Raw genomic sequence first — 19,273 nt, 5'->3', positions numbered from 1 at the left:
ACGGCTTCTCCACATTTATCACTATCTTTAAACCGAAAAAATAGCGAATCATCGTATGATTGAAATCAAAAATATAACTAAAAACTACGGAGAGTTAGAAGTATTAAAAGGTATCGACCTGACGATTAAGGAGAAAGAAATTGTCACTATCGTGGGAGCCAGCGGAGCAGGAAAAAGCACGTTATTACACATTCTCGGTACGTTAGATACGCCGGATCGGGGGGAACTCTATTACGACGGCATTAACGTGGCGAAACTCTCTTCCAACAAACTTTCCATCTTCCGCAACCAAAACATAGGTTTCGTGTTCCAATTTCATCATCTGCTACCTGAATTTACAGCCCTGGAAAACGTGTGTATACCGGCATGGATCAAGGGAGAAGGAAAAAAAGAAACGGAAAAACAAGCACTGAAACTCTTAACACTTTTAGGGCTGTCCGACAGAATCCATCATAAACCTAATCAGCTTTCCGGAGGCGAGCAACAACGGGTTTCCGTGGCCAGAGCCCTGATCAACCGCCCCAAAGTGGTATTGGCAGACGAACCCTCCGGTAACCTGGACACTCAAACCAAAAACGAATTGCACCAGCTCTTTTTCTCTTTACGGGAAAAATTAGGACAGACATTCGTGATCGTCACCCACGATTCGGAATTGGCAGCCATGTCGGATCGACAAATAAAATTACGCGACGGGAGAATCACTTCGGATTAAATCTTTCCGTTTATTTCACGTACTGCAAAAAATGGCTCAAACCTGTTTGTGATTTCACGCATTGTTTTTACATTTGTCAATTAGAAAATAAAATATTTATTCATTAATCAACCTTTAAATGAAGTATACTGAAGAGTTAGACAAAGTGAGTTATTGTTTCGGACTAAGTATCGCAAGTAACCTCCTTTCATCCGGTGTTAATCAAATAAATACGGAAGCGTTTGTAGATGCTTTACGTACTGTATACGCTGGTCAGATGCCTGAAATCACCCCGGAAGAAGCCAATCAGATTTTACAGACTTATTTTGAAAAATTACAGAACGAAAGAGGAAATGCGGCAAAAGAAGCCGGAGCTTCCTTTCTGAAAGAGAATAAAACAAAAGAGGACGTCATTACCCTGAATAGCGGCCTGCAATATAAAGTGATCTCCACCGGAAACGGAGCAATCCCCAAAGCGGGAGACACGGTTAGATGCCACTATGAAGGACGTTTGATCAACGGTACCGTATTTGATTCCTCTTACCGCCGCGGAGAACCGGCAGAGTTTCCCGTAAACGGGGTAATCCCCGGTTGGGTGGAAGCTTTACAATTGATGCCCGTGGGTTCCAAATGGCAACTATTTATCCCGTCAGAACTGGCTTACGGGGCACACGGAGCAGGACAAGCCATCGGTCCCAACGAGACTTTGATTTTTGATATAGAATTACTGGATATCGTATAATTTTAATTAATAAAACTATGAATACTAAGAATTTGATCTTAATGTTATCTGTTGTTGTTCTCGGTTTTACCAGCTGTTGTAACAACGCGACAAAAACTACCGCTACTCTAAAAACAGAAGCTGACACGGCATGTTATTATATCGGTTATATGAACGGTACCATGTTAACCAGAAACGGTTTGGATAAGCCAAACGTAGAGGCTATTATTGCCGGTATGAATACCGCTTTACAGAAGAAAAAAGCTCCGGCAGATTTAATGGAAATGCAACAATTCCTCGGTAACTACATTCAAAAAGTTATGACTGCAAAAGCTGAAGAGACTTTGAAAAAAGGAGAAGCTTTCCTGACTGAAAACGCCAAAAAAGAGGGTGTAAAAACAACCGAAAGCGGCTTGCAATACAAGATCGAAAAAGAGGGTACAGGTGCGATTCCGTCCGACACAAGTATTGTGAAAGTTCACTATAAAGGAACCTTTATCAACGGAGAAGAATTCGATTCTTCGTACAAACACAACAAACCCGCGGAGTTCCCGGTAAACGGAGTCATTCGCGGATGGACTGAAGCATTGAAGATGATGCCCGTAGGTTCCAAATGGACGCTTTACCTCCCTTCCAAATTGGCTTACGGCCCGAGAGGAACGAACGGCGGCCCCATCGGTCCGAATGAAGCATTGGTCTTCGAGGTTGAATTACTCGAGATCGTTTCCCCTGCCGCAAAGTAAATAATTTATCACGCTGTATGAAAATAAGTAACAAGCCCAAATGAATTGGGCTTGTTTTAATTATAAAGATATGAACTACGAAGTTATTGGAAAATTAATTTATAAAGAAGATACCCAAAAGATTAGCGATCGTTTCCAAAAACGGGAATTTGTCATTGAGGTGGAAAACGAGAAAAATTCCCAATGGAACGATTTCGTGAAAATCCAATTGATACAAGATAGATGTGATCTGCTTGAAAACATACACCTGAACGAAGACATCAAAGTCTATTTCAACCTGAGAGGAAGAAAATGGGAAAACAACGGACAAATCTCCTATTTCACCAATCTCGAAGGGTGGAGAATCGAAAAAATCCAGGCAGAGCCGCAAATGGCCGGTACCCCCGCTCCCCAATACCGGGTGGAAGATATCCCTCCTATGCCAGAGGCCGACGATCTGCCGTTCTAATCGACGACTTAATCAAAAATAAAATGACGGGGTAAACCCCGTCATTTTTTATTTTTCAATTAAAACGGTAACGTCTCAATCCATAATCGCCAATCCAATATAAATAACACACCCATTCCCCGGATTATAATTATTTTATCTGCCCTATCACAACCAATAACGTCAAAAGCAACGTACTTAAAGAAAGAAATCTTAATTGAGGATCGAGGGCTCTCCCTTTTCCATAATACACTTTCGCCAAATGAATTCCGAACAGGGGTAAAGTTAATGTAAAAAGATACCCGAACCAGCCGTTAGAATGCAAAATAGTATACAGCCCCATACAAACGAGAGCCATTACGATCATGATAAAATGGTATATTTTTGCTCCTCTTATTCCCAACATGACGGGAATCGTTCGTTTTCCGCAAGTTTCGTCATTTTCCATATCCCGGATGTTATTCATATTCAATACCCCGGTGGAGAGAAGCCCGATCGAGACTGCCGGAAAAAGGGCAATCCACGGCAAACGGCCCGCCATGGCAAAATAACTACCCAAAACACTTACTATCCCGAAAAAGATAAAAACGAACAAATCACCCAGGCCACGGTAACCGTACGCATGATCCCCCACCGTATATTTCACGGCAGCCACAATAGAGGCTCCCCCGGCAACGAACAAAATAATACTTTTCAGATCCAACAGATCCCCAAAAGCATCGTATACCAACAAACTTCCGGTAACGACCGCCATACCTCCGAAAAACAACATGGCCCGGATCATCTCCCGTTTACTCAACGCTCCGCTCTGTGCGCTTCGGATAGGCCCTAACCGTCTTTCGTTATCGGTTCCCTTCTCCAGGTCGCCTACCTCGTTAGCCAAATTGGAGAGTATTTGTAACGCCATTGTCGTCACGATCGCCCACGCAAAAGCCCACGGCTTAAAATAACCGTCACTCGCGGCCAACATAGCTCCCAATAAAACCCCGGATACGGATAAAGGCAATGTTCTTAATCGAAGACTTGTAATATAGGCTTTACTCTTAGACATTTTCTCCTCCGTATTCAAAGACCTATCATCGAATTAATTTCAATTCATGTTCTCCGATCTCCACCCGGCGTTGCTTAAACAATCCGCCTACTGCCTTTTTGTAGTTTTTCTTACTGCAACCGAACAAACGATAAATATCTTCCGGCGCACTCTTATCGGAGACGACTAAAACCCCGCCGTTCTCTTCCAACTTGGTCAAGATCAATTGAGACAACCGATCCACTTGCTGGTGACCGTCATTCTTTTGCAGGATACAATCGATTTTCCCGTCTTCCCGCAAATTCTTTATATATCCCGTAACCCGTTCACCCACGGTCAAAGGTTGAAAAATTTCGTTCCGATAGATCACGGCCTCGTGTTTGCCGTTTACGACGACACTATATCCCAAATCGGTCCGCCGGGCAATCAAAAGCTCTACCTCCTCTCCTTCCTTGTAATCCGCCGGCTCTTGATTTAAAAACTTATGCCATTTCGAAGAGGCCACGATGCGGTCGGTCACCTGATCCACGTAAACATAAACCAAATACTCCCTCCCCACAATCATATTTTCTCGTTGTTCCCGAAACGGCACCAATAAATCTTTACGCAATCCCCAATCTAAAAAAGCACCTACCTTACTCGTTCCTACTACCTTCAACAAAGCAAAATCACCCACGATGGCTTTGGGTTTATTCATGGTTGCGATAATCCGGTCCTCCGAATCGAAATAGATAAAAACTTCCAACTCATCCCCCTCTCTGACCTCTTTAGGAGCATTCTCACCCCGCGGCAACAAAATCTCGCCCCAATACTCCCCTCCATCCAAATACAACCCGAAATCGACCTCTTTAACGACCTTCAATATATTATACTCTCCTAACTTTATCATCTCTTGTTATTTATTTGGGCACAAAGATAGGAATTAATTATAAATTGTAGATTTTAGATTGTAAATTAAAAATTCAGCACCCGATTTACAATCTAAAATCAATAATAGTCAATCGCTTAATGACCCCATCGCCAATCACTTAATCACAGAATCATTTAATCACAGAATCATTTAATCACAGAATCACTTAATCACAGAATCACTTAAATGCCCTCTCCGCTAATCCCGGTCCGTTTAGTTTGAGCTTATCGAAATACTCCGGAACAGGGCGGCCCATCAATTTATCCACGTACATCTTGGCGATATATTGCGACAACATAAACCCGTGCCCGCGCATGCCGACAAACAACCCCAACTCGGGATCGACGATATAACGGGGTTCCGTGTAATAACCAGACCAGGTAGCCTGAATCCCGACCCCGGCCAAATCGGGAATCCAATCCACAAAGAATTCCCCTATAATCTCCAAAAATTCTTTCGTATTCAACATCAAGTCCTTATCCGTTCGCAAAGCATCCACCCGCGGAGAAGCACAACCGATAATCTGTCCCGTATAAGCAATCTGTTGACCGTAGACGGCCGAGAAACCTTTGTACTCTTGTCGATCGATCAGCATATCCAAACTATTCCCGTTTTTTCCTAACATCGGTAATCGACGGGTTATAAAAGCTTGATGCCTTACGGGATAAAGTCCCGCCTGAATACCCAAGCTCTCACAAATCTTTCCGGCCCCGGCTCCCAAGGCATTTACGAAATTCTCTGTCCGGAATTCCATGTATTTTTTATCGTGAGTCAATACCAAGACAGAATAGGTAGAACCTTCGCAAGCCACCTCGATCACCTTACAATCTTCTATGACCCGGCCTCCGGCAGCTATCCCAATATTGCGTATCAACTCAACCACCTTCCCCGGGGTCGCTTGCCAACAATTATTCGTGATCAAAGCTCCTATATAACGTTTGGATTTCGTGCAAAATGCCGGAGAAATCTCTTTTTTGAAATCTTTCGGATCGACCATATAAGCATCGGACCATGCCTTACTGGCTTCCAATGCGTTATAAGTAGCTTCATCGTGAGCAAGATTCACGTAACAGGTAGCCTTATAATCGATATTGGATATTCTTTGCAGATCCTTAAATAACTGATGATTACGTTCAGCGATTTCTGCTAATTCCGGTAAAGAGAATGCCGTACGACCACCCCCGATGTTTCGCCAGGAAGATCCCCGATCCGCATTTACCAGAACAGGATTCATTCCCGCTTCCGCCATATAACGGAACAAAGCACTTCCGGCGATACCTCCTCCCGCTATCAATGCCCCTACTTCAACTTTTTTAAAACCTTCCCGATTGGCCACCAAATAAACATCCCCGGCTTTAGAAGGATAGATTTCACCTAAAGTCAACGGATTGGATAACGGTGCCCGCGGTGTGGCATCCCCGACAATTTCAATTCCTTTGGCCCTTAATGCCGTCCTCAAGCGCGGGATACAGCGTTTTCCCCGACAAGGTCCCATGGCCAGATGGGTAGAATGCTTTATCTCGTCGATAGAGATAAAGGTACGATCGCCGACGATCTGCAAAACGTCGTCCAAAGTCACATCGTCACAATGACAAATAAAAGTAGCCTCTTTCTTATCCTTCAACAAAGGCTCCATCTTCAAATTCTCGGGGTAACGATTCTTTACGACGAAGCCTCGAACTTTTACCAACTCTTCCCCGTGAATATCCAATGATCTTACCCTGACTATATTGGTTTTATTCGGTTTATGCAACACTTTCTCGATGATTCCCGATCCTAACTTTTCCCCGTAATTGTTAACTAAATATACCTCTTCCTTTTCCGCCACCTCATATTCGATAGGTAAGAAAAGGGTATCCTTACGCATATCATACCCGAATATGGCTAATCCGGGACATTGATACACACATTCCATACAACCGATACATTTGTCATAATCGACATAAGGAACTGTAAAAGTAGCATCTTTTGTTATCGCTCCGTGAGGACAAGCAAAAGAACACGGATTGCATGCAAAACCATACAAACAATCCATCTGCACGAATCCTCTTTGCTGCATTCTCGTAAGATCCGGCAAACGTGGTTCCTCCAATACTCGTACCGGATGCTGCTGCGAATCGATATACTCTTTGGATAACACCAAATAATCATCGTAATTGACCCGGACTCCCAAATCGATCATGATTTCTACCGCTGCCTGTTTACCGCGAAGCACGGCACTCGTTCCCTCCCCAATTCTTACCGCATCCCCGGCAGCATAACAATTAGCGCCGAATACAGCTTTACCCTTTGTCAATAATTGATTATCCGGTATCAATCCGGTACAGATATTAATGACATCTATTCCGTCCAATATCTTTTCCGTACCCGGCACCGGTTTGAAATTTTCACATTCGGCGATGACAGCTCCGGTGACACCGGTATAATCGGCATTGGGAATAGCTTTTAATAACATATGAGACGTCATGATGGGAATCGCCAACCGACGTACCCGATTCGCCTGCACGGGAAACCCGCCCTCCTTCGGCATAGCTTCTATGATGGCTTTCACGTGGGCTCCTGCCTGCATCAGTTGGTAGGAGGTAAGATAACCGATATTCCCGGCTCCCACGGTCAACACGTTTTTTCCTAACAACGTAAATTCATTGTTCATCATTTTCTGAACCACGGCTGCCGTATAGACACCCGGCAGATCGTCATTCTCAAAAGCAGGCATAAAAGGAACGGCACCCGTGGCCACAACTAAATAATCCGCATCGACAAAGAAAACCGTGTCTGTCTCTAAATTTTTCACAGCTACCCGTTTCCCTTCCAAAATATCCCACACGGTAGAGTTCAGGTAAATGCCATCCATATTCTCTCCGGCCAGAGTCTTCGCGATATCGAATCCCCGCATCCCTCCAAACCGTTTCTCCTTTTCGAAAAAGAAAAATTGATGCGTTTGCATATTAAACTGTCCGCCGATCTTGTCGTTATTATCGATAACGATATTATCAACTCCCCGTTTTTCAAACTCCTCTCTAACAGCCAAGCCAGCTGGCCCGGCACCGACAATCACTACCGTCGTACGTAATATTTTCCGGGATATCTCGGGAGCTGGCTCCTTTATTTTAGCCATCTCTCCGGAGGCAATCTCCCGTACCTCTTTCACCCCATCTACCTTCGTCACGCAAATCCGCTTTACTTTTCCGTCTACCAACATCTCACAAGCACCGCATTTTCCAATGCCGCAGGCCAACGAACGTTTACGCCCATCCAAACTATGACTATGTACCGGATAACCGGCTTGATGAAGAGCTGCCGCAATCGTTCCTCCACACTCCCCCTCTATTTTTTTCCCGTTAAAAGTAAAAATTACTTTATCACGTTTGGGAACATCTAAAATCGGATGATGATTAATTTTTGACATAAGATATAGGTTTTAGTAGGTTATTTTTCATTATTTCCTTGGCAATGTATTCTATTACAAACAAAAAAAAGCTGACTTTCGTCAACTTTTTAAAATACGCGCTAAATTTCTTCCGCCTGTTTTATAAAAAACTTATCCCGTCCATATCCAAATATAAAGATCCTCACGTTACTTTCTCAAAGCTGAAATTTCCTTCCACTCCCTGCGCATCGACACTTACTCCCATAATGGTGACATCATCAACCAGCACCCCGAACCAACTGTCCAATTCGTAATAAATTTCATGTTCCGAATGAATAATATCTACCTCCACCGCATCCAACTTCACCTTATGTTCCTCGATACGCCCTTTTAAAAATTCTTGCAGCATATAAGGTTCTTCTTCCTTCGGTTTATCCGTAAATATGATCCGGCCCGAGAGTTCACTTCCTTCCTGTTTCAAAAACAACTCCCCTTCCGTAATGCCGTAACCGTAATTTTCCCTATATTTCCATTTACCCGTTAAATCTATCATACCCATACGATCTGGACTTTTTTTATTTATCTGTTTTCTCCCGTCTCTTGGCCTCATTCCAATACCCATCCATCTCCTCCAAAGACATATCGGCAAGTTTTACTCCCGCTTCGTTTGCCTTACTCTCCACGTAAGAAAAACGACGAATAAACTTCCGATTCGTCTTCTCCAATGCATCTTCCGGATTAATACCGTATAAACGGGCGGCGTTGACCAAGGCAAACATAAAATCACCGAATTCCTCTTCCATTTTTTCCGTATCTTCCCGTTGCATCTCCGCTTGTAACTCATCCAGCTCCTCTCTTACTTTTTTCCATACATCTTGCTTTTGTTTCCAATCGAATCCAACACCCCTTACCTTATCCTGCACCCGAAAAGCCTTAATCATTGCCGGAAGAGCAGACGGGACTCCTTCCAACACCTTATGGTGCCGACCTTTTTCCTTCAATTTCAACTGCTCCCAATTCCGCAACACATCATCCTCATTCTCCACCTGTACCTCCCCGTATATATGAGGATGGCGGTAACGCAATTTCTCACAAATCTCTACCAACACATCCTCTATATCAAATTGCTGTTGCTCCTCACCGATACGAGCATAAAAAACAATGTGCATGATCAGATCTCCCAACTCCTTCTTTATCTCCTGCATATCCTTTTTCAAAATTGCATCCCCCAATTCATACACCTCTTCCACCGTCAAATTTCGTAAACTCTCCAACGTCTGTTTTTTATCCCAGGGACACTTCACCCGTAGGGTTGCGATGATATCCAACAAATCGGCAAAAGCCTCTTTTCTCTTTTCAATATCTTGACTCATTACAATTTAAAATTATTAATAACGGTATCGTCAAAACCTCGAAATTTTCTCGGACAAGGCCGTGAATCCTCAATGGATAAACCCTATTTTTATTTTCAATTCTCGATTGTTTTAACTACTTTGCACCTGCAAAAATAAGTTATTTATTTTAATTTCACGATGGAGAGAAGAATAAGTATCGGAAACATTGATCCCATTGACTTTTACGGCATTAATAACGCAAAATTCATTACACTCAAGGAGTTTTTCCCCAAATTAAAAATCACAGCCAGAGGTGACGAAATCATCGTTCAAGGAGAAGAAAAAGATATCGAAATCTTAAACGCTAAGGTAAACGCCTTACTGGAACACTATAACAAATACAATATGCTGACGGTCGCCAACCTGAAACGGATCATCCTGGAAGACGACATTGTTGAAGACCCGGAAGATCCGGCATCCATAATCGTTTTCGGAAACGGGGGAAAAATTATCAGGGCAAGGACAGCCAATCAACGCAAATTAGTAGACCTCTCCAAAACCAACGACCTGCTCTTTGCTACCGGACCCGCTGGATCAGGGAAAACATACACAGCCATAGCCTTAGCCGTAAAGGCATTACGCAATAAAGAAATAAAACGGATTATACTCAGCCGACCGGCTGTTGAAGCAGGAGAAAGTTTAGGATTTTTGCCGGGAGATATGAAAGAAAAAGTAGATCCCTATCTACAACCCTTGTACGACGCTTTGTCCGATATGATCCCGGCTCGGAAGCTAACCGAATATTTAGAATCCGAAGTCATTCAAATCGCACCTTTGGCCTACATGCGCGGACGCACTTTAAACGATGCCTTTGTTATTTTGGACGAAGCTCAGAATACGACCCGCAATCAATTGAAAATGTTCCTTACGCGAATGGGAATCAGTGCTAAATTTGTCATCACGGGAGACATGAGCCAAATCGATCTTCCGAAACAAAACGATTCAGGTCTGATTCATGCTTTCAAGATACTAAAGGACATCAAGGGCATCGCCTTTGTAGAATTCGACACGAACGATATCGTTCGCCACCGTCTCGTAAAAGAGATCGTGAAAGCTTACAACAATGAAAAAAAATCCATATAACAGATCATTAAAGCGAATAACATGGAAGCGATTGTAAAAACAAATTTCAAATTTCCGAAACAAAAAAATCTATATGTCGGAAAAGTTCGGGATGTGTACAACATCAATGACGAATACCTGGTCATGCTCGTCTCCGACAGAATTTCTGCTTTTGACGTGGTCCTGCCCAAAGGGATTCCTTGCAAAGGACAAGTATTGAACCAGATTGCGGCGAAATTTCTTGATGCCACTTCCGACATTGTTCCCAACTGGAAAATCGCCACTCCGGACCCGATGGTAACAATCGGCCACATGTGCGAACCGTTCAAGGTGGAGATGGTTATCCGCGGTTACCTGGCAGGCAGTGCATGGAGAGAATACAAAGCGGGGAACAGAACGCTTTGCGGGATAAAACTCCCCGAAGGAATGGTTGAAAACCAGAAATTCCCCTCCCCCATTATCACGCCGACGACCAAAGCCATGGAAGGCCATGATGAAAACATATCCAAAGAAGAGATCATCTCCAGCGGTTTGGTCAGCAAAGAAGACTACGAAATGCTCGAAAAATACACGTATGCACTTTTTCAAAGAGGCTCGGAAATGGCGGCTAAAATGGGACTTATCCTCGTGGATACGAAATACGAGTTCGGAAAGAAAAACGGACAGATCTTCTTAATAGATGAAATCCACACACCGGATTCCTCCCGTTATTTCTATGCTGACGGATATGAAGAAAGATTAGCAAAAGGAGAAAAACAACGCCAGCTTTCCAAAGAATTCGTTCGCGAATGGCTGATGGCAAACGGCTTTCAAGGAAAAGAGGGGCAACAAGTACCTGAAATGACTCCGGCGGTGGTGAAAAACATTACCGACCGGTATATCGAACTTTATGAAAATATAACGGGAACCGAATTCATTAAGGCCGAAAATACAAACATACTGGAACGTATCGAGAAAAACGTGAACGAGTACCTCGATAAACTGTCGAAATAAAAAATATTCAAACAATACAAACCCCGAAAGTCAGATATCGAAACTTTCGGGGTTTAATTCTTTTTGATTCATGATTTACGATTGAATACTGCTCTTACCCTCTTTCAAGCGTCAACTCTTCTTCAATCACTGAATCTCCCAATCACCAAATCCTATAATCATTATATCTCAGCATCTTTTAATTTACCATTTTAAAATAGCATATGGTACCCGTTTCAATGGGTTATTTCAATGCATCGAGCAATCCTTCAACCCCGTCTTCCAAAAGGTCCAACACCAACTCGAAACCGGCCTCTCCACCATAATAAGGATCCGGTATTGCCGTTCGACAGGAAAAATGCCGACAGAAATCAGTCATTTTATGTATTTTCCCCAACTCCTCCTCCGTATCGGCCAAAGCCCGTAAATCCCGGATATTTTGATCGTCCATACCGATGATCATATCAAATTCTTTAAAATCGGCCGGAGGATAAAATTTACGGGAACGACTGGTCAACTCGTAACCTCTGTTTTCAGCATGCTGTCGCATCCGCTCATCTGCCGGTTCTCCGGAATGCCATCCGCTCAATCCGGCGGAGTCGATAAAAAATCGATCCTCCCATCCTCTCTCTTTCACATAATACTTCATTACCGCCTCCGCACTCGGAGAACGACAGATATTACCCAAACAAACAAAAAGAATCTTTTTCAATTGAAATGCAAGAATTTTAAGTAGACAATAGTAAATTAAAATTCAGAAATCAGCAGATATGAATTCAATCTCTCAATCACAAAATCATTGAATCACGGCATTCCTTACAACTTACAATTAAATCATTCGGCCTAACTAAATAGAGAATCGACAAACTCTTCCCGGTTAAACACTTGCAGATCTTCCATTTTTTCTCCTATACCGATATATTTCACCGGTATCTTAAATTGATCCGAAATACCGATCACGACACCCCCTTTAGCTGTTCCATCCAATTTGGTTATGGCTAATGCATTTACTTCTGTCGCTAACGTAAATTGTTTTGCCTGCTCGTAAGCATTTTGTCCGGTGGAGCCATCCAACACTAATAAAATCTCATGAGGAGCATTCGGTATTACCTTCTGCATTACCTTTTTAATCTTTGTCAACTCGTTCATCAAGTTGACTTTATTGTGTAAACGTCCTGCCGTATCGATTATGACCACATCCGCATGATCGGCTTTCGCCTTGCTCAACGTATCGTAAGCAACAGACGCCGGATCTGCTCCCATAGCCTGTTTTACAATAGGTACTCCGACCCGCTCGGCCCAGATGACCAACTGATCAACGGCAGCAGCCCTAAAGGTGTCGGCAGCACCCAATACCACGGATTTTCCGGCTTCTTTGAACTTATTGGCGAGCTTACCTATCGTAGTTGTCTTTCCGACCCCGTTCACTCCAACAACCATTATCACGTAAGGTTCGTCTCCCGGCGGTAAATCGAATGAATTGTAATCCGATACGTTATTCTCCTTCAAGAGATCCACGATCTCTTCTTTCAAGATCCGATTCAACTCTTCTACACCGACGTATTTATCTCGTTCGACCCGATCTTCAATCCTGCGAATAATTCTGACAGTAGTCTCCACTCCTACATCCGAAGTAATCAAAACCTCTTCCAAGTTATCGAGAACTTCATCGTCTACTTTCGATTTTCCGACTATTGCCCGAGAAAGCTTTTTAAAAACGCTCTCTTTTGTCTTCTCTAAACCTTTATCAAGGCTCTCTTTTTTCTTTTTATTAAATAAACCGAATAATGCCATTTCCTAAATCTTGTTTCAAACCACGAATATATAAAATTAAAACCTATTCCCCACGCTCATCAATCATTTCTTCAATATCTGCTCAAAAAAGGCCTGATCTTTATAAGCCAACGCATCCAAAATCAAACCGCAGGTATAAGTCAAAGTTGCAATAACAAACAATGACCCGGCCAATATAGCCGAAGGGACCTTATATATATATTGGTAATCTATATACTCCATGATTACCGGGATGCCGAAAATAAAAGACAGTATCATACAAAATAAGGCGATAACGGTAAAGAAACGCAAAGGTTTATAATGCCGATACATATTGAAAATACACATGATAACCCGAAAACCGTCAGAAAAAGTATTCAGTTTGGAAAAACTCCCTTCCGGTCTCTCAGAAAAGTCTATCGGTACCTCTACGATTCTGAAATATTTACTTAAGGCAAATATGGTCATTTCCGTTTCCAACTGGAACCCTTCACTAATTACAGGAAAAGTCTTCACGAAATTCCGACTGAAAACCCGGTATCCTGTCATAATGTCTTTCAAATCCGTACGAAAAAAGTAGTTAATAAAAAACTTAACCAAATTATTACCGAAACCATGGAAAGACCTCTTGTTTTCTTTAAAATAAGTACCGTTGCTCAAACGATCTCCGATCGCAATATCTGCCTCTCCCTTTTCAACGGGTTCCAACAGCGACTTAACCGCCTTGGCCGGATAAGTATCGTCCCCATCCACCATAATATAGATATCGGCATCGATATCCCGAAACATGCTTCTTACGACATTCCCCTTCCCCTGCCGACGCTCTTTACGTACGATAGCTCCCGCCGATAATGCCTCTTCCACGGTATTGTCCGTAGAATTGTTATCATATACATACACCTCTAAATCAGGCACCTCTCTTTTAAAATCATCCACTACTTTACGAATCGTCAATCCTTCATTATAACAAGGAATAAGCAAACAGGTTTTCATCATATTACTTTTTTTGAGGATACTCCATATACAACATGTTCGAGAAATTTTGTACCACTTTCGAAGTGGCAAAATAGAAGAGAAGTAAAGGCAAGAAATTAAAAAGTCCTCGCTTATAACCATAACTGATATAACCTTCAAAGATATCAAGAGAAGGTACATCGATCTGATAATAGACCCACAAATAAATACACCATGCCGCAACGATCAACGACAAGGTTATTCCATTGAAAAACAACCATTCCCGTTTATACATCAAGTAAGTCAGATTCAACACGAAAGCCGTGATCCCCAAATAAATAACCCAACCGTACAATTGAGAAGAAAAACTGATCTCTTCAACGATACGCATCATAAAGTCGAACTTACCTTTCAACTCTATAATTCCCAGCTTAAAAGGTTGTTGCAAATCAGAGGCTTTCAGTACGTATTTCAGATAGATTTCCCATGTTCCGTAAGCGACACAAGAAGGTATACCAAACCATAAACACCTCTTTACATTTTCCCGGGAAAACAACGACCGCTCCCGACATTCCCGTATCAGTCGATAAGCCAAAGCAAAACAACAGGGAATAAAGAATACAACCCCTTCCGTTCGTCCCCAGACACCCAAGGTCAAGGTAATTATACTAAGGGCAAAATAACGCTCTCCTTTATGATTAAACCAACAAATAAAACCGATCACTCCGATCAAAGTATAAATAGTTTGCGGCATATTCGTCATTAAGAAGGTCGATTGTGCCGCAAATTCAGGTGTTGCCAACAAAATCAATACCATCAACATCGATGATAACGGATTCACATAACGACGTAATAAACCATAAAAAGAAAAGGCAATCGAGACATAATACAAGATGGGAATAATCTTTACCGACATTTCCCCGCAAATATATGCGTAAGCAAAACTTAAAGGAAAAAGAGGAGGATAAATACTACGGTAAGAAACCAAACGATGGGCCGGATCGAAAAGAGAATTATGGAGCGTTCCCTCGTGGGCAATCGCCCGAGCTAAAAAATCATACCCGGCAATCGTATCGTAATGAATAGCAGGCCAGTATAAAGCCTTTACCGTTACCAGATAAATCAAATAGATCAATACTCCCGACAAAAATAAAACTCCGGCATTTTGTTTGTGTAAAAGTCTACTGATCTCTCCCTTACGGACGTACCGTTTTATAGGTGCAAAAATATCCTGATCTTTCTTGAAATAATACAAAAGAAAATATAAAAACGCCACCAATAAAAAAGTACCAGACAAAACAGTCCCGCGTATCAAAGAGATCCCCAAAACATCCATAAGAAACATCCATACCGTCACACATCCCATACCGACAGGAAAACCGAAACCTAATGTTTCCGATAACGACCATTCCCGGCTGATCAATCTCAAAACAATCATCCCTATCAAGTACACCGATACGATTGAAAATAAAGCTATCATAAATTATCTTTTTATGGGTATAACCGAAAAAGCAGGAGCGGTAGCCAAATCGACGCTATCTTTTACATATTCGTACCCATGTTTGTCGATAACGGCAATATGAGTCACTTCTGCCGGACACCCTTTCAAACTATCGGCATATATAATCTTACGAGGATATACAAAATAAGACGCCCATATTCTATTTCTCAAAGAAGCACTATTGGAGGGCTTATCTTTAAAAAGCTTAACATGTAAGAGCGTATCCTTCGGAGGAAACAGAATAACCGCATCCGGCGGAGTATTGGTCTTTAGAAAATGTAAATAATTAAAATTCGCTCCATGTTTAATCTCGTTCTTCTGCTCTGTACTCATCCGGGGGTAGCGTTTTATCATCTCCAGATTTCCCTCCAGCATAGAAAAAACCCAATTATACCCGCCGTTATCGCGAATCGCAGTCTGTACGACAAAAACCATCAAAAACAAAGCCGCTATATTTTTAACTACAAAAGAAGTCGTATTATTCATTATATCGTCCTATTTTTGACAAAAATATTAAAAAAAATTGACAATTGAGAATTATAGATTAACGATTGGAGACAAAATGATAAGAGATTAGGAGATTAAAGGATTAGGAGATTAAAGGATTGACGATTGTAGATTGTAGATTGTAGATTTTAAATTGTAGATTGAATTCCGTTTTTAATTTACAATCTACAATTTAAAATTTAAAATAAAAAAGCCACGATCTCTCGTGGCTTCTCTCTAAATTCGGCATCGACCTACTCTCCCACCTCGCGGCAGTACCATCGGCGCTAACGGGCTTAACTTCTCTGTTCGGAATGGGAAGAGGTGGATCACCGTCGCTGTAGATACCTTTTAATACCTTTTAAATACCTTTAAAAAAATTCAACGTCTATAGCGTCAAACCTAAAGCTAGTTGAATGGAGAGGGACATCGAACATAGAAATGAAACAACCGACAGAGTCTATCGGGTTATTAGTACCGCTCGGCTGTGCCGTCACCGGCTTTACACCTGCGGCCTATCAACGTCGTCGTCTACAACGACCCTAAACGGAGATCTCATCTTGAGGCCGGCTTCGCGCTTAGATGCTTTCAGCGCTTATCCGATCCGCGCGTGGCTACCCGGCGGTACGACTGGCGTCATAACCGGTTCACTAGAGGCGCGTCCAACCCGGTCCTCTCGTACTAGAGTCAGGACCTCGCGAATCTCCAACGCCCACGACAGATAGGGACCGAACTGTCTCACGACGTTCTGAACCCAGCTCGCGTGCCACTTTAATCGGCGAACAGCCGAACCCTTGGGACCTTCTCCAGCCCCAGGATGTGACGAGCCGACATCGAGGTGCCAAACCGCCCCGTCGATATGAGCTCTTGGGGGCGATCAGCCTGTTATCCCCGGAGTACCTTTTATCCTTTGAGCGATGGCCATTCCACGCTGGAACCACCGGATCACTATGCCCCGCTTTCGCGCCAGATCGACTTGTGTGTCTCCCTGTCAAGCACCCTTGTGCCATTGCACTCTACACTTGATTACCGAACAAGTTGAGGGTACCTTTGGAAGCCTCCGTTACGCTTTTGGAGGCGACCACCCCAGTCAAACTACCCACCACGCGGTGTCTCTATCTCTAGATTAGATCCCAGACAAGGGAAGGGTCGTATTTCAACGATGACTCCATGATTCCTGACGAAACCACTTCTATGTCTCCGACCTATCCTACACGTCCCGTGACCGGGAACAACGCGAAGCTGCAGTAAAGGTTCACGGGGTCTTTCCGTCCCGTCGCGGGTACCCGGCATCTTCACCGGAACTACAATTTCACCGAGCTCGTGGCCGAGACAGTGCCCAGATCGTTACACCATTCGTGCAGGTCGGAACTTACCCGACAAGGAATTTCGCTACCTTAGGACCGTTATAGTTACGGCCGCCGTTTACCGGGGCTTCAATTAGGAGCGTCGATCTCTCTTACCCCTCCTCTTAACCTTCCGGCACCGGGCAGGTGTCAGGCCATATACGTCATCTCGCGATTTGGCATAGCCATGTGTTTTTGGTAAACAGTCGCCTGGGCCATTTCTCTGCGGCTCTATCACTAGAGCGTCCTTTATCCCGAGGTTACAGGACCATTGTGCCTAGTTCCTTGGCCACGATTCACTCGAGCGCCTTGGTATACTCTACCCGACCACGTGTGTCCGTTTACGGTACGGGTCCTTCACGGTTGAAGTTTAGCGGGTTTTCTTGGGGGTGAAATTACGGGTACTATCCGCTTGACCGGGGTCTCGCGGTACTATCGCCTTTCGCCTCGGCAGGCGTGCTTTACTACCTGCCTCAAAGGGTACGGGCTTCAACGTGCCATTCCGTCGGCACGCGACCCTGTCATCGCCCCGTCACCGCGTCACGCCGTGAAGAAGTACGGGAATATTAACCCGTTCGCCATCGGCATCCCCCATCGGGTTAGCCTTAGGGCCCGACTGACCCCCGGGTGATTGACATTGCCGGGGAATCCTTGGTCTTGCGGCGTGGAGGGTTCTCGCCTCCATTATCGTTACTTATGCCTACATTTGCTTTTCCTGACGCTCCACGACACCTCGCGATATCGCTTCGACGCTGACAGGAATGCTCTCCTACCGACGTACCATTTTAGTACATCCTATAGCTTCGGTTGACGTTTTATGCCCGTGTATTATCCACGCGGGAGCGCTCGACTAGTGAGCTGTTACGCACTCTTTAAATGAATGGCTGCTTCCAAGCCAACATCCTAGCTGTCTAGGCGATCCCACCTCGTTTATTCAACTTAAACGTCAATTCGGGACCTTAGCTGATAGTCCGGGTTATTCCCCTCTCGTCCGCGGACCTTAGCACCCGCGGGCTCGCTCCATCGATTTAAAGTTACCGCATTCGGAGTTTGGCCGGATTTGATAGGCGGTGAAGCCCTCGCGTCCAATCAGTAGCTCTACCTCGGTAACGAAACTCGACAGGCTGCACCTAAATGCATTTCGGAGAGTACGAGCTATTTCCCAGTTTGATTGGCCTTTCACCCCTACCCTCGCCTCATCCGAAAACTTTTCAACGTTTACCGGTTCGATCCTCCAGATGGTGTTACCCATCCTTCAACCTGGACAAGGGTAGATCACAAGGTTTCGCGTCTAGCGCCACTGACTTTACGCCCTATTAAGACTCGCTTTCGCTTCGGCTCACGGGCCTAAAAACCCTTAACCTCGCCAGTGACGACTAACTCGTAGGCTCATTATGCAAAAGGCACGCCGTCACCACATCACGTGGCTCCGACCGCTTGTAGGCGCGCGGGTTCAGGGTCTATTTCACTCCCCTGCTCGGGGTGCTTTTCACCTTTCCCTCGCGGTACTGGTTCACTATCGGTCTCTCGGGAGTGTTTAGCCTTACCGGGTGGGCCCGGTGAATTCAGGCAGGATTACTCGTGTCCCGCCCTACTCAGGATTCCGTTATCAAGAAAGGGGACCAGGCGTACTGGGCTATCACCATCCACGGCGTCGCTTTCCAGCGACTTCTGCCATCGCCAATCCTCGATTTTAATCGGTCCTATAACCCCGCTAGCGCCTCGACGCCAGCGGTTTGGGCTACGCCCCGTTCGCTCGCCGCTACTGGGGGTATCACTGTTGTTTTCTTTTCCTGCGGGTAATGAGATGTTTCAGTTCCCCGCGTTCGCCTGCTAAATATAGCATGACACGCGTCCAGCGTGCCGGGTTGCCCCATTCGGAAATCCCCGGAT

At 44.0% G+C, this 19,273-nt stretch carries 16 protein-coding genes and 2 rRNA genes; 6 read left to right on the top strand and 12 right to left on the bottom strand.

Annotated features, from left to right (window positions below; translation table 11 throughout):
* Positions 1 to 55: 55 nt before the first annotated feature.
* From BN3283_RS04375 to BN3283_RS04360, 4 genes are all read left to right on the top strand, one after another.
* Positions 56 to 712: an ABC transporter ATP-binding protein gene (locus tag BN3283_RS04375; protein ID WP_041504590.1), complete on the top strand. Its 657-nt coding sequence runs from the start codon at positions 56 to 58 to the stop codon at positions 710 to 712.
* A 118-nt stretch (positions 713 to 830) separates the two neighbouring features.
* Positions 831 to 1,433: a BamJ family beta-barrel-assembly machinery protein gene (gene bamJ, locus BN3283_RS04370; protein WP_041504591.1), complete on the top strand. Its 603-nt coding sequence runs from the start codon at positions 831 to 833 to the stop codon at positions 1,431 to 1,433.
* Positions 1,434 to 1,450: 17 nt separating this feature from the next.
* Positions 1,451 to 2,155, top strand: coding sequence for a BamJ family beta-barrel-assembly machinery protein (gene bamJ, locus BN3283_RS04365; RefSeq protein WP_041504592.1), 705 nt, complete (start codon positions 1,451 to 1,453; stop codon positions 2,153 to 2,155).
* Between the two features lie 70 nt (positions 2,156 to 2,225).
* Positions 2,226 to 2,603, top strand: a complete 378-nt coding sequence (locus tag BN3283_RS04360) for a DUF3127 domain-containing protein (RefSeq protein ID WP_041504619.1) — start codon at positions 2,226 to 2,228, stop codon at positions 2,601 to 2,603.
* A 130-nt stretch (positions 2,604 to 2,733) separates the two neighbouring features.
* Here BN3283_RS04360 and menA read toward each other — a convergent pair whose 3' ends face one another.
* From menA to mazG, 5 genes are all read right to left on the bottom strand, one after another.
* Positions 2,734 to 3,633, bottom strand: coding sequence for a 1,4-dihydroxy-2-naphthoate octaprenyltransferase (gene menA / locus BN3283_RS04355; RefSeq protein ID WP_059027151.1), 900 nt, complete (start codon positions 3,631 to 3,633; stop codon positions 2,734 to 2,736).
* 25 nt (positions 3,634 to 3,658) lie between these two features.
* Entirely contained in the window at positions 3,659 to 4,501 is an 843-nt protein-coding gene (locus BN3283_RS04350) for a CvfB family protein (protein ID WP_059025788.1), read from the bottom strand.
* A gap of 199 nt (positions 4,502 to 4,700) precedes the next feature.
* Complete coding sequence (locus tag BN3283_RS04345) at positions 4,701 to 7,931, bottom strand: FAD-dependent oxidoreductase (protein WP_059025787.1); 3,231 nt, start codon at positions 7,929 to 7,931, stop codon at positions 4,701 to 4,703.
* Positions 7,932 to 8,094: 163 nt separating this feature from the next.
* Entirely contained in the window at positions 8,095 to 8,451 is a 357-nt protein-coding gene (locus BN3283_RS04340; protein WP_286137512.1) for a hypothetical protein, read from the bottom strand.
* Positions 8,452 to 8,467: 16 nt separating this feature from the next.
* The gene (gene mazG / locus BN3283_RS04335) at positions 8,468 to 9,265 is read right to left on the bottom strand and encodes a nucleoside triphosphate pyrophosphohydrolase (RefSeq protein WP_041504596.1); all 798 of its coding nucleotides are present in this window, start codon (positions 9,263 to 9,265) and stop codon (positions 8,468 to 8,470) included.
* Between the two features lie 159 nt (positions 9,266 to 9,424).
* Between mazG and BN3283_RS04330 the strand changes: the two genes are divergently transcribed.
* Both BN3283_RS04330 and BN3283_RS04325 read left to right on the top strand, forming a co-directional pair.
* A complete protein-coding gene (locus tag BN3283_RS04330; protein WP_059025786.1) occupies positions 9,425 to 10,369 on the top strand; it encodes a PhoH family protein in 945 nt (314 codons plus the stop codon).
* Positions 10,370 to 10,390: 21 nt separating this feature from the next.
* On the top strand, positions 10,391 to 11,341 hold the full coding sequence (locus BN3283_RS04325) for a phosphoribosylaminoimidazolesuccinocarboxamide synthase (protein WP_041504598.1): 951 nt from the start codon (positions 10,391 to 10,393) through the stop codon (positions 11,339 to 11,341).
* A gap of 223 nt (positions 11,342 to 11,564) precedes the next feature.
* On the opposite strand, the gene BN3283_RS04320 is transcribed toward BN3283_RS04325, so the two are convergent.
* The 7 genes from BN3283_RS04320 to BN3283_RS04290 form a co-directional block, all read right to left on the bottom strand.
* The gene (locus BN3283_RS04320; RefSeq protein ID WP_041504599.1) at positions 11,565 to 12,032 is read right to left on the bottom strand and encodes a low molecular weight protein-tyrosine-phosphatase; all 468 of its coding nucleotides are present in this window, start codon (positions 12,030 to 12,032) and stop codon (positions 11,565 to 11,567) included.
* A 131-nt stretch (positions 12,033 to 12,163) separates the two neighbouring features.
* Positions 12,164 to 13,114 carry a signal recognition particle-docking protein FtsY gene (gene ftsY, locus BN3283_RS04315; protein WP_041504600.1) on the bottom strand — a complete coding sequence of 317 codons (951 nt, stop codon included), beginning with the start codon at positions 13,112 to 13,114 and terminating at the stop codon, positions 12,164 to 12,166.
* A 63-nt stretch (positions 13,115 to 13,177) separates the two neighbouring features.
* Positions 13,178 to 14,089, bottom strand: a complete 912-nt coding sequence (locus BN3283_RS04310; RefSeq protein WP_200889864.1) for a glycosyltransferase family 2 protein — start codon at positions 14,087 to 14,089, stop codon at positions 13,178 to 13,180.
* 1 nt (position 14,090) lies between these two features.
* On the bottom strand, positions 14,091 to 15,527 hold the full coding sequence (locus BN3283_RS04305; protein WP_059025785.1) for a glycosyltransferase family 39 protein: 1,437 nt from the start codon (positions 15,525 to 15,527) through the stop codon (positions 14,091 to 14,093).
* Between the two features lie 3 nt (positions 15,528 to 15,530).
* On the bottom strand, positions 15,531 to 16,034 hold the full coding sequence (locus BN3283_RS04300; RefSeq protein ID WP_059025784.1) for a hypothetical protein: 504 nt from the start codon (positions 16,032 to 16,034) through the stop codon (positions 15,531 to 15,533).
* A gap of 241 nt (positions 16,035 to 16,275) precedes the next feature.
* Positions 16,276 to 16,386 (bottom strand): 5S ribosomal RNA (gene rrf, locus BN3283_RS04295).
* Positions 16,387 to 16,484: 98 nt separating this feature from the next.
* Positions 16,485 to 19,273 (bottom strand): 23S ribosomal RNA (locus tag BN3283_RS04290); the annotation flags it as partial.

Source organism: Gabonibacter massiliensis (assembly GCA_001487125.1).
Lineage (GTDB): Bacteria > Bacteroidota > Bacteroidia > Bacteroidales > Marinifilaceae > Gabonibacter > Gabonibacter massiliensis.
This window is presented reverse-complemented; position numbering and strand designations above follow the sequence as displayed.

Bases quoted from the DNA above. Each gene is read 5' to 3' on its own strand.
- bamJ (WP_041504592.1), top strand. From the start codon at position 1,451: ATGAATACTAAGAATTTGATCTTAATGTTATCTGTTGTTGTTCTCGGT.
- bamJ (WP_041504591.1), top strand. From the start codon at position 831: ATGAAGTATACTGAAGAGTTAGACAAAGTGAGTTATTGTTTCGGACTA.
- BN3283_RS04330 (WP_059025786.1), top strand. From the start codon at position 9,425: ATGGAGAGAAGAATAAGTATCGGAAACATTGATCCCATTGACTTTTAC.
- BN3283_RS04325 (WP_041504598.1), top strand. From the start codon at position 10,391: ATGGAAGCGATTGTAAAAACAAATTTCAAATTTCCGAAACAAAAAAAT.
- BN3283_RS04300 (WP_059025784.1), bottom strand. From the start codon at position 16,034: ATGAATAATACGACTTCTTTTGTAGTTAAAAATATAGCGGCTTTGTTT.
- menA (WP_059027151.1), bottom strand. From the start codon at position 3,633: ATGTCTAAGAGTAAAGCCTATATTACAAGTCTTCGATTAAGAACATTG.
- mazG (WP_041504596.1), bottom strand. From the start codon at position 9,265: ATGAGTCAAGATATTGAAAAGAGAAAAGAGGCTTTTGCCGATTTGTTG.
- BN3283_RS04305 (WP_059025785.1), bottom strand. From the start codon at position 15,527: ATGATAGCTTTATTTTCAATCGTATCGGTGTACTTGATAGGGATGATT.
- BN3283_RS04350 (WP_059025788.1), bottom strand. From the start codon at position 4,501: ATGATAAAGTTAGGAGAGTATAATATATTGAAGGTCGTTAAAGAGGTC.
- BN3283_RS04360 (WP_041504619.1), top strand. From the start codon at position 2,226: ATGAACTACGAAGTTATTGGAAAATTAATTTATAAAGAAGATACCCAA.
- ftsY (WP_041504600.1), bottom strand. From the start codon at position 13,114: ATGGCATTATTCGGTTTATTTAATAAAAAGAAAAAAGAGAGCCTTGAT.
- BN3283_RS04375 (WP_041504590.1), top strand. From the start codon at position 56: ATGATTGAAATCAAAAATATAACTAAAAACTACGGAGAGTTAGAAGTA.
- BN3283_RS04345 (WP_059025787.1), bottom strand. From the start codon at position 7,931: ATGTCAAAAATTAATCATCATCCGATTTTAGATGTTCCCAAACGTGAT.
- BN3283_RS04310 (WP_200889864.1), bottom strand. From the start codon at position 14,089: ATGATGAAAACCTGTTTGCTTATTCCTTGTTATAATGAAGGATTGACG.
- BN3283_RS04340 (WP_286137512.1), bottom strand. From the start codon at position 8,451: ATGGGTATGATAGATTTAACGGGTAAATGGAAATATAGGGAAAATTAC.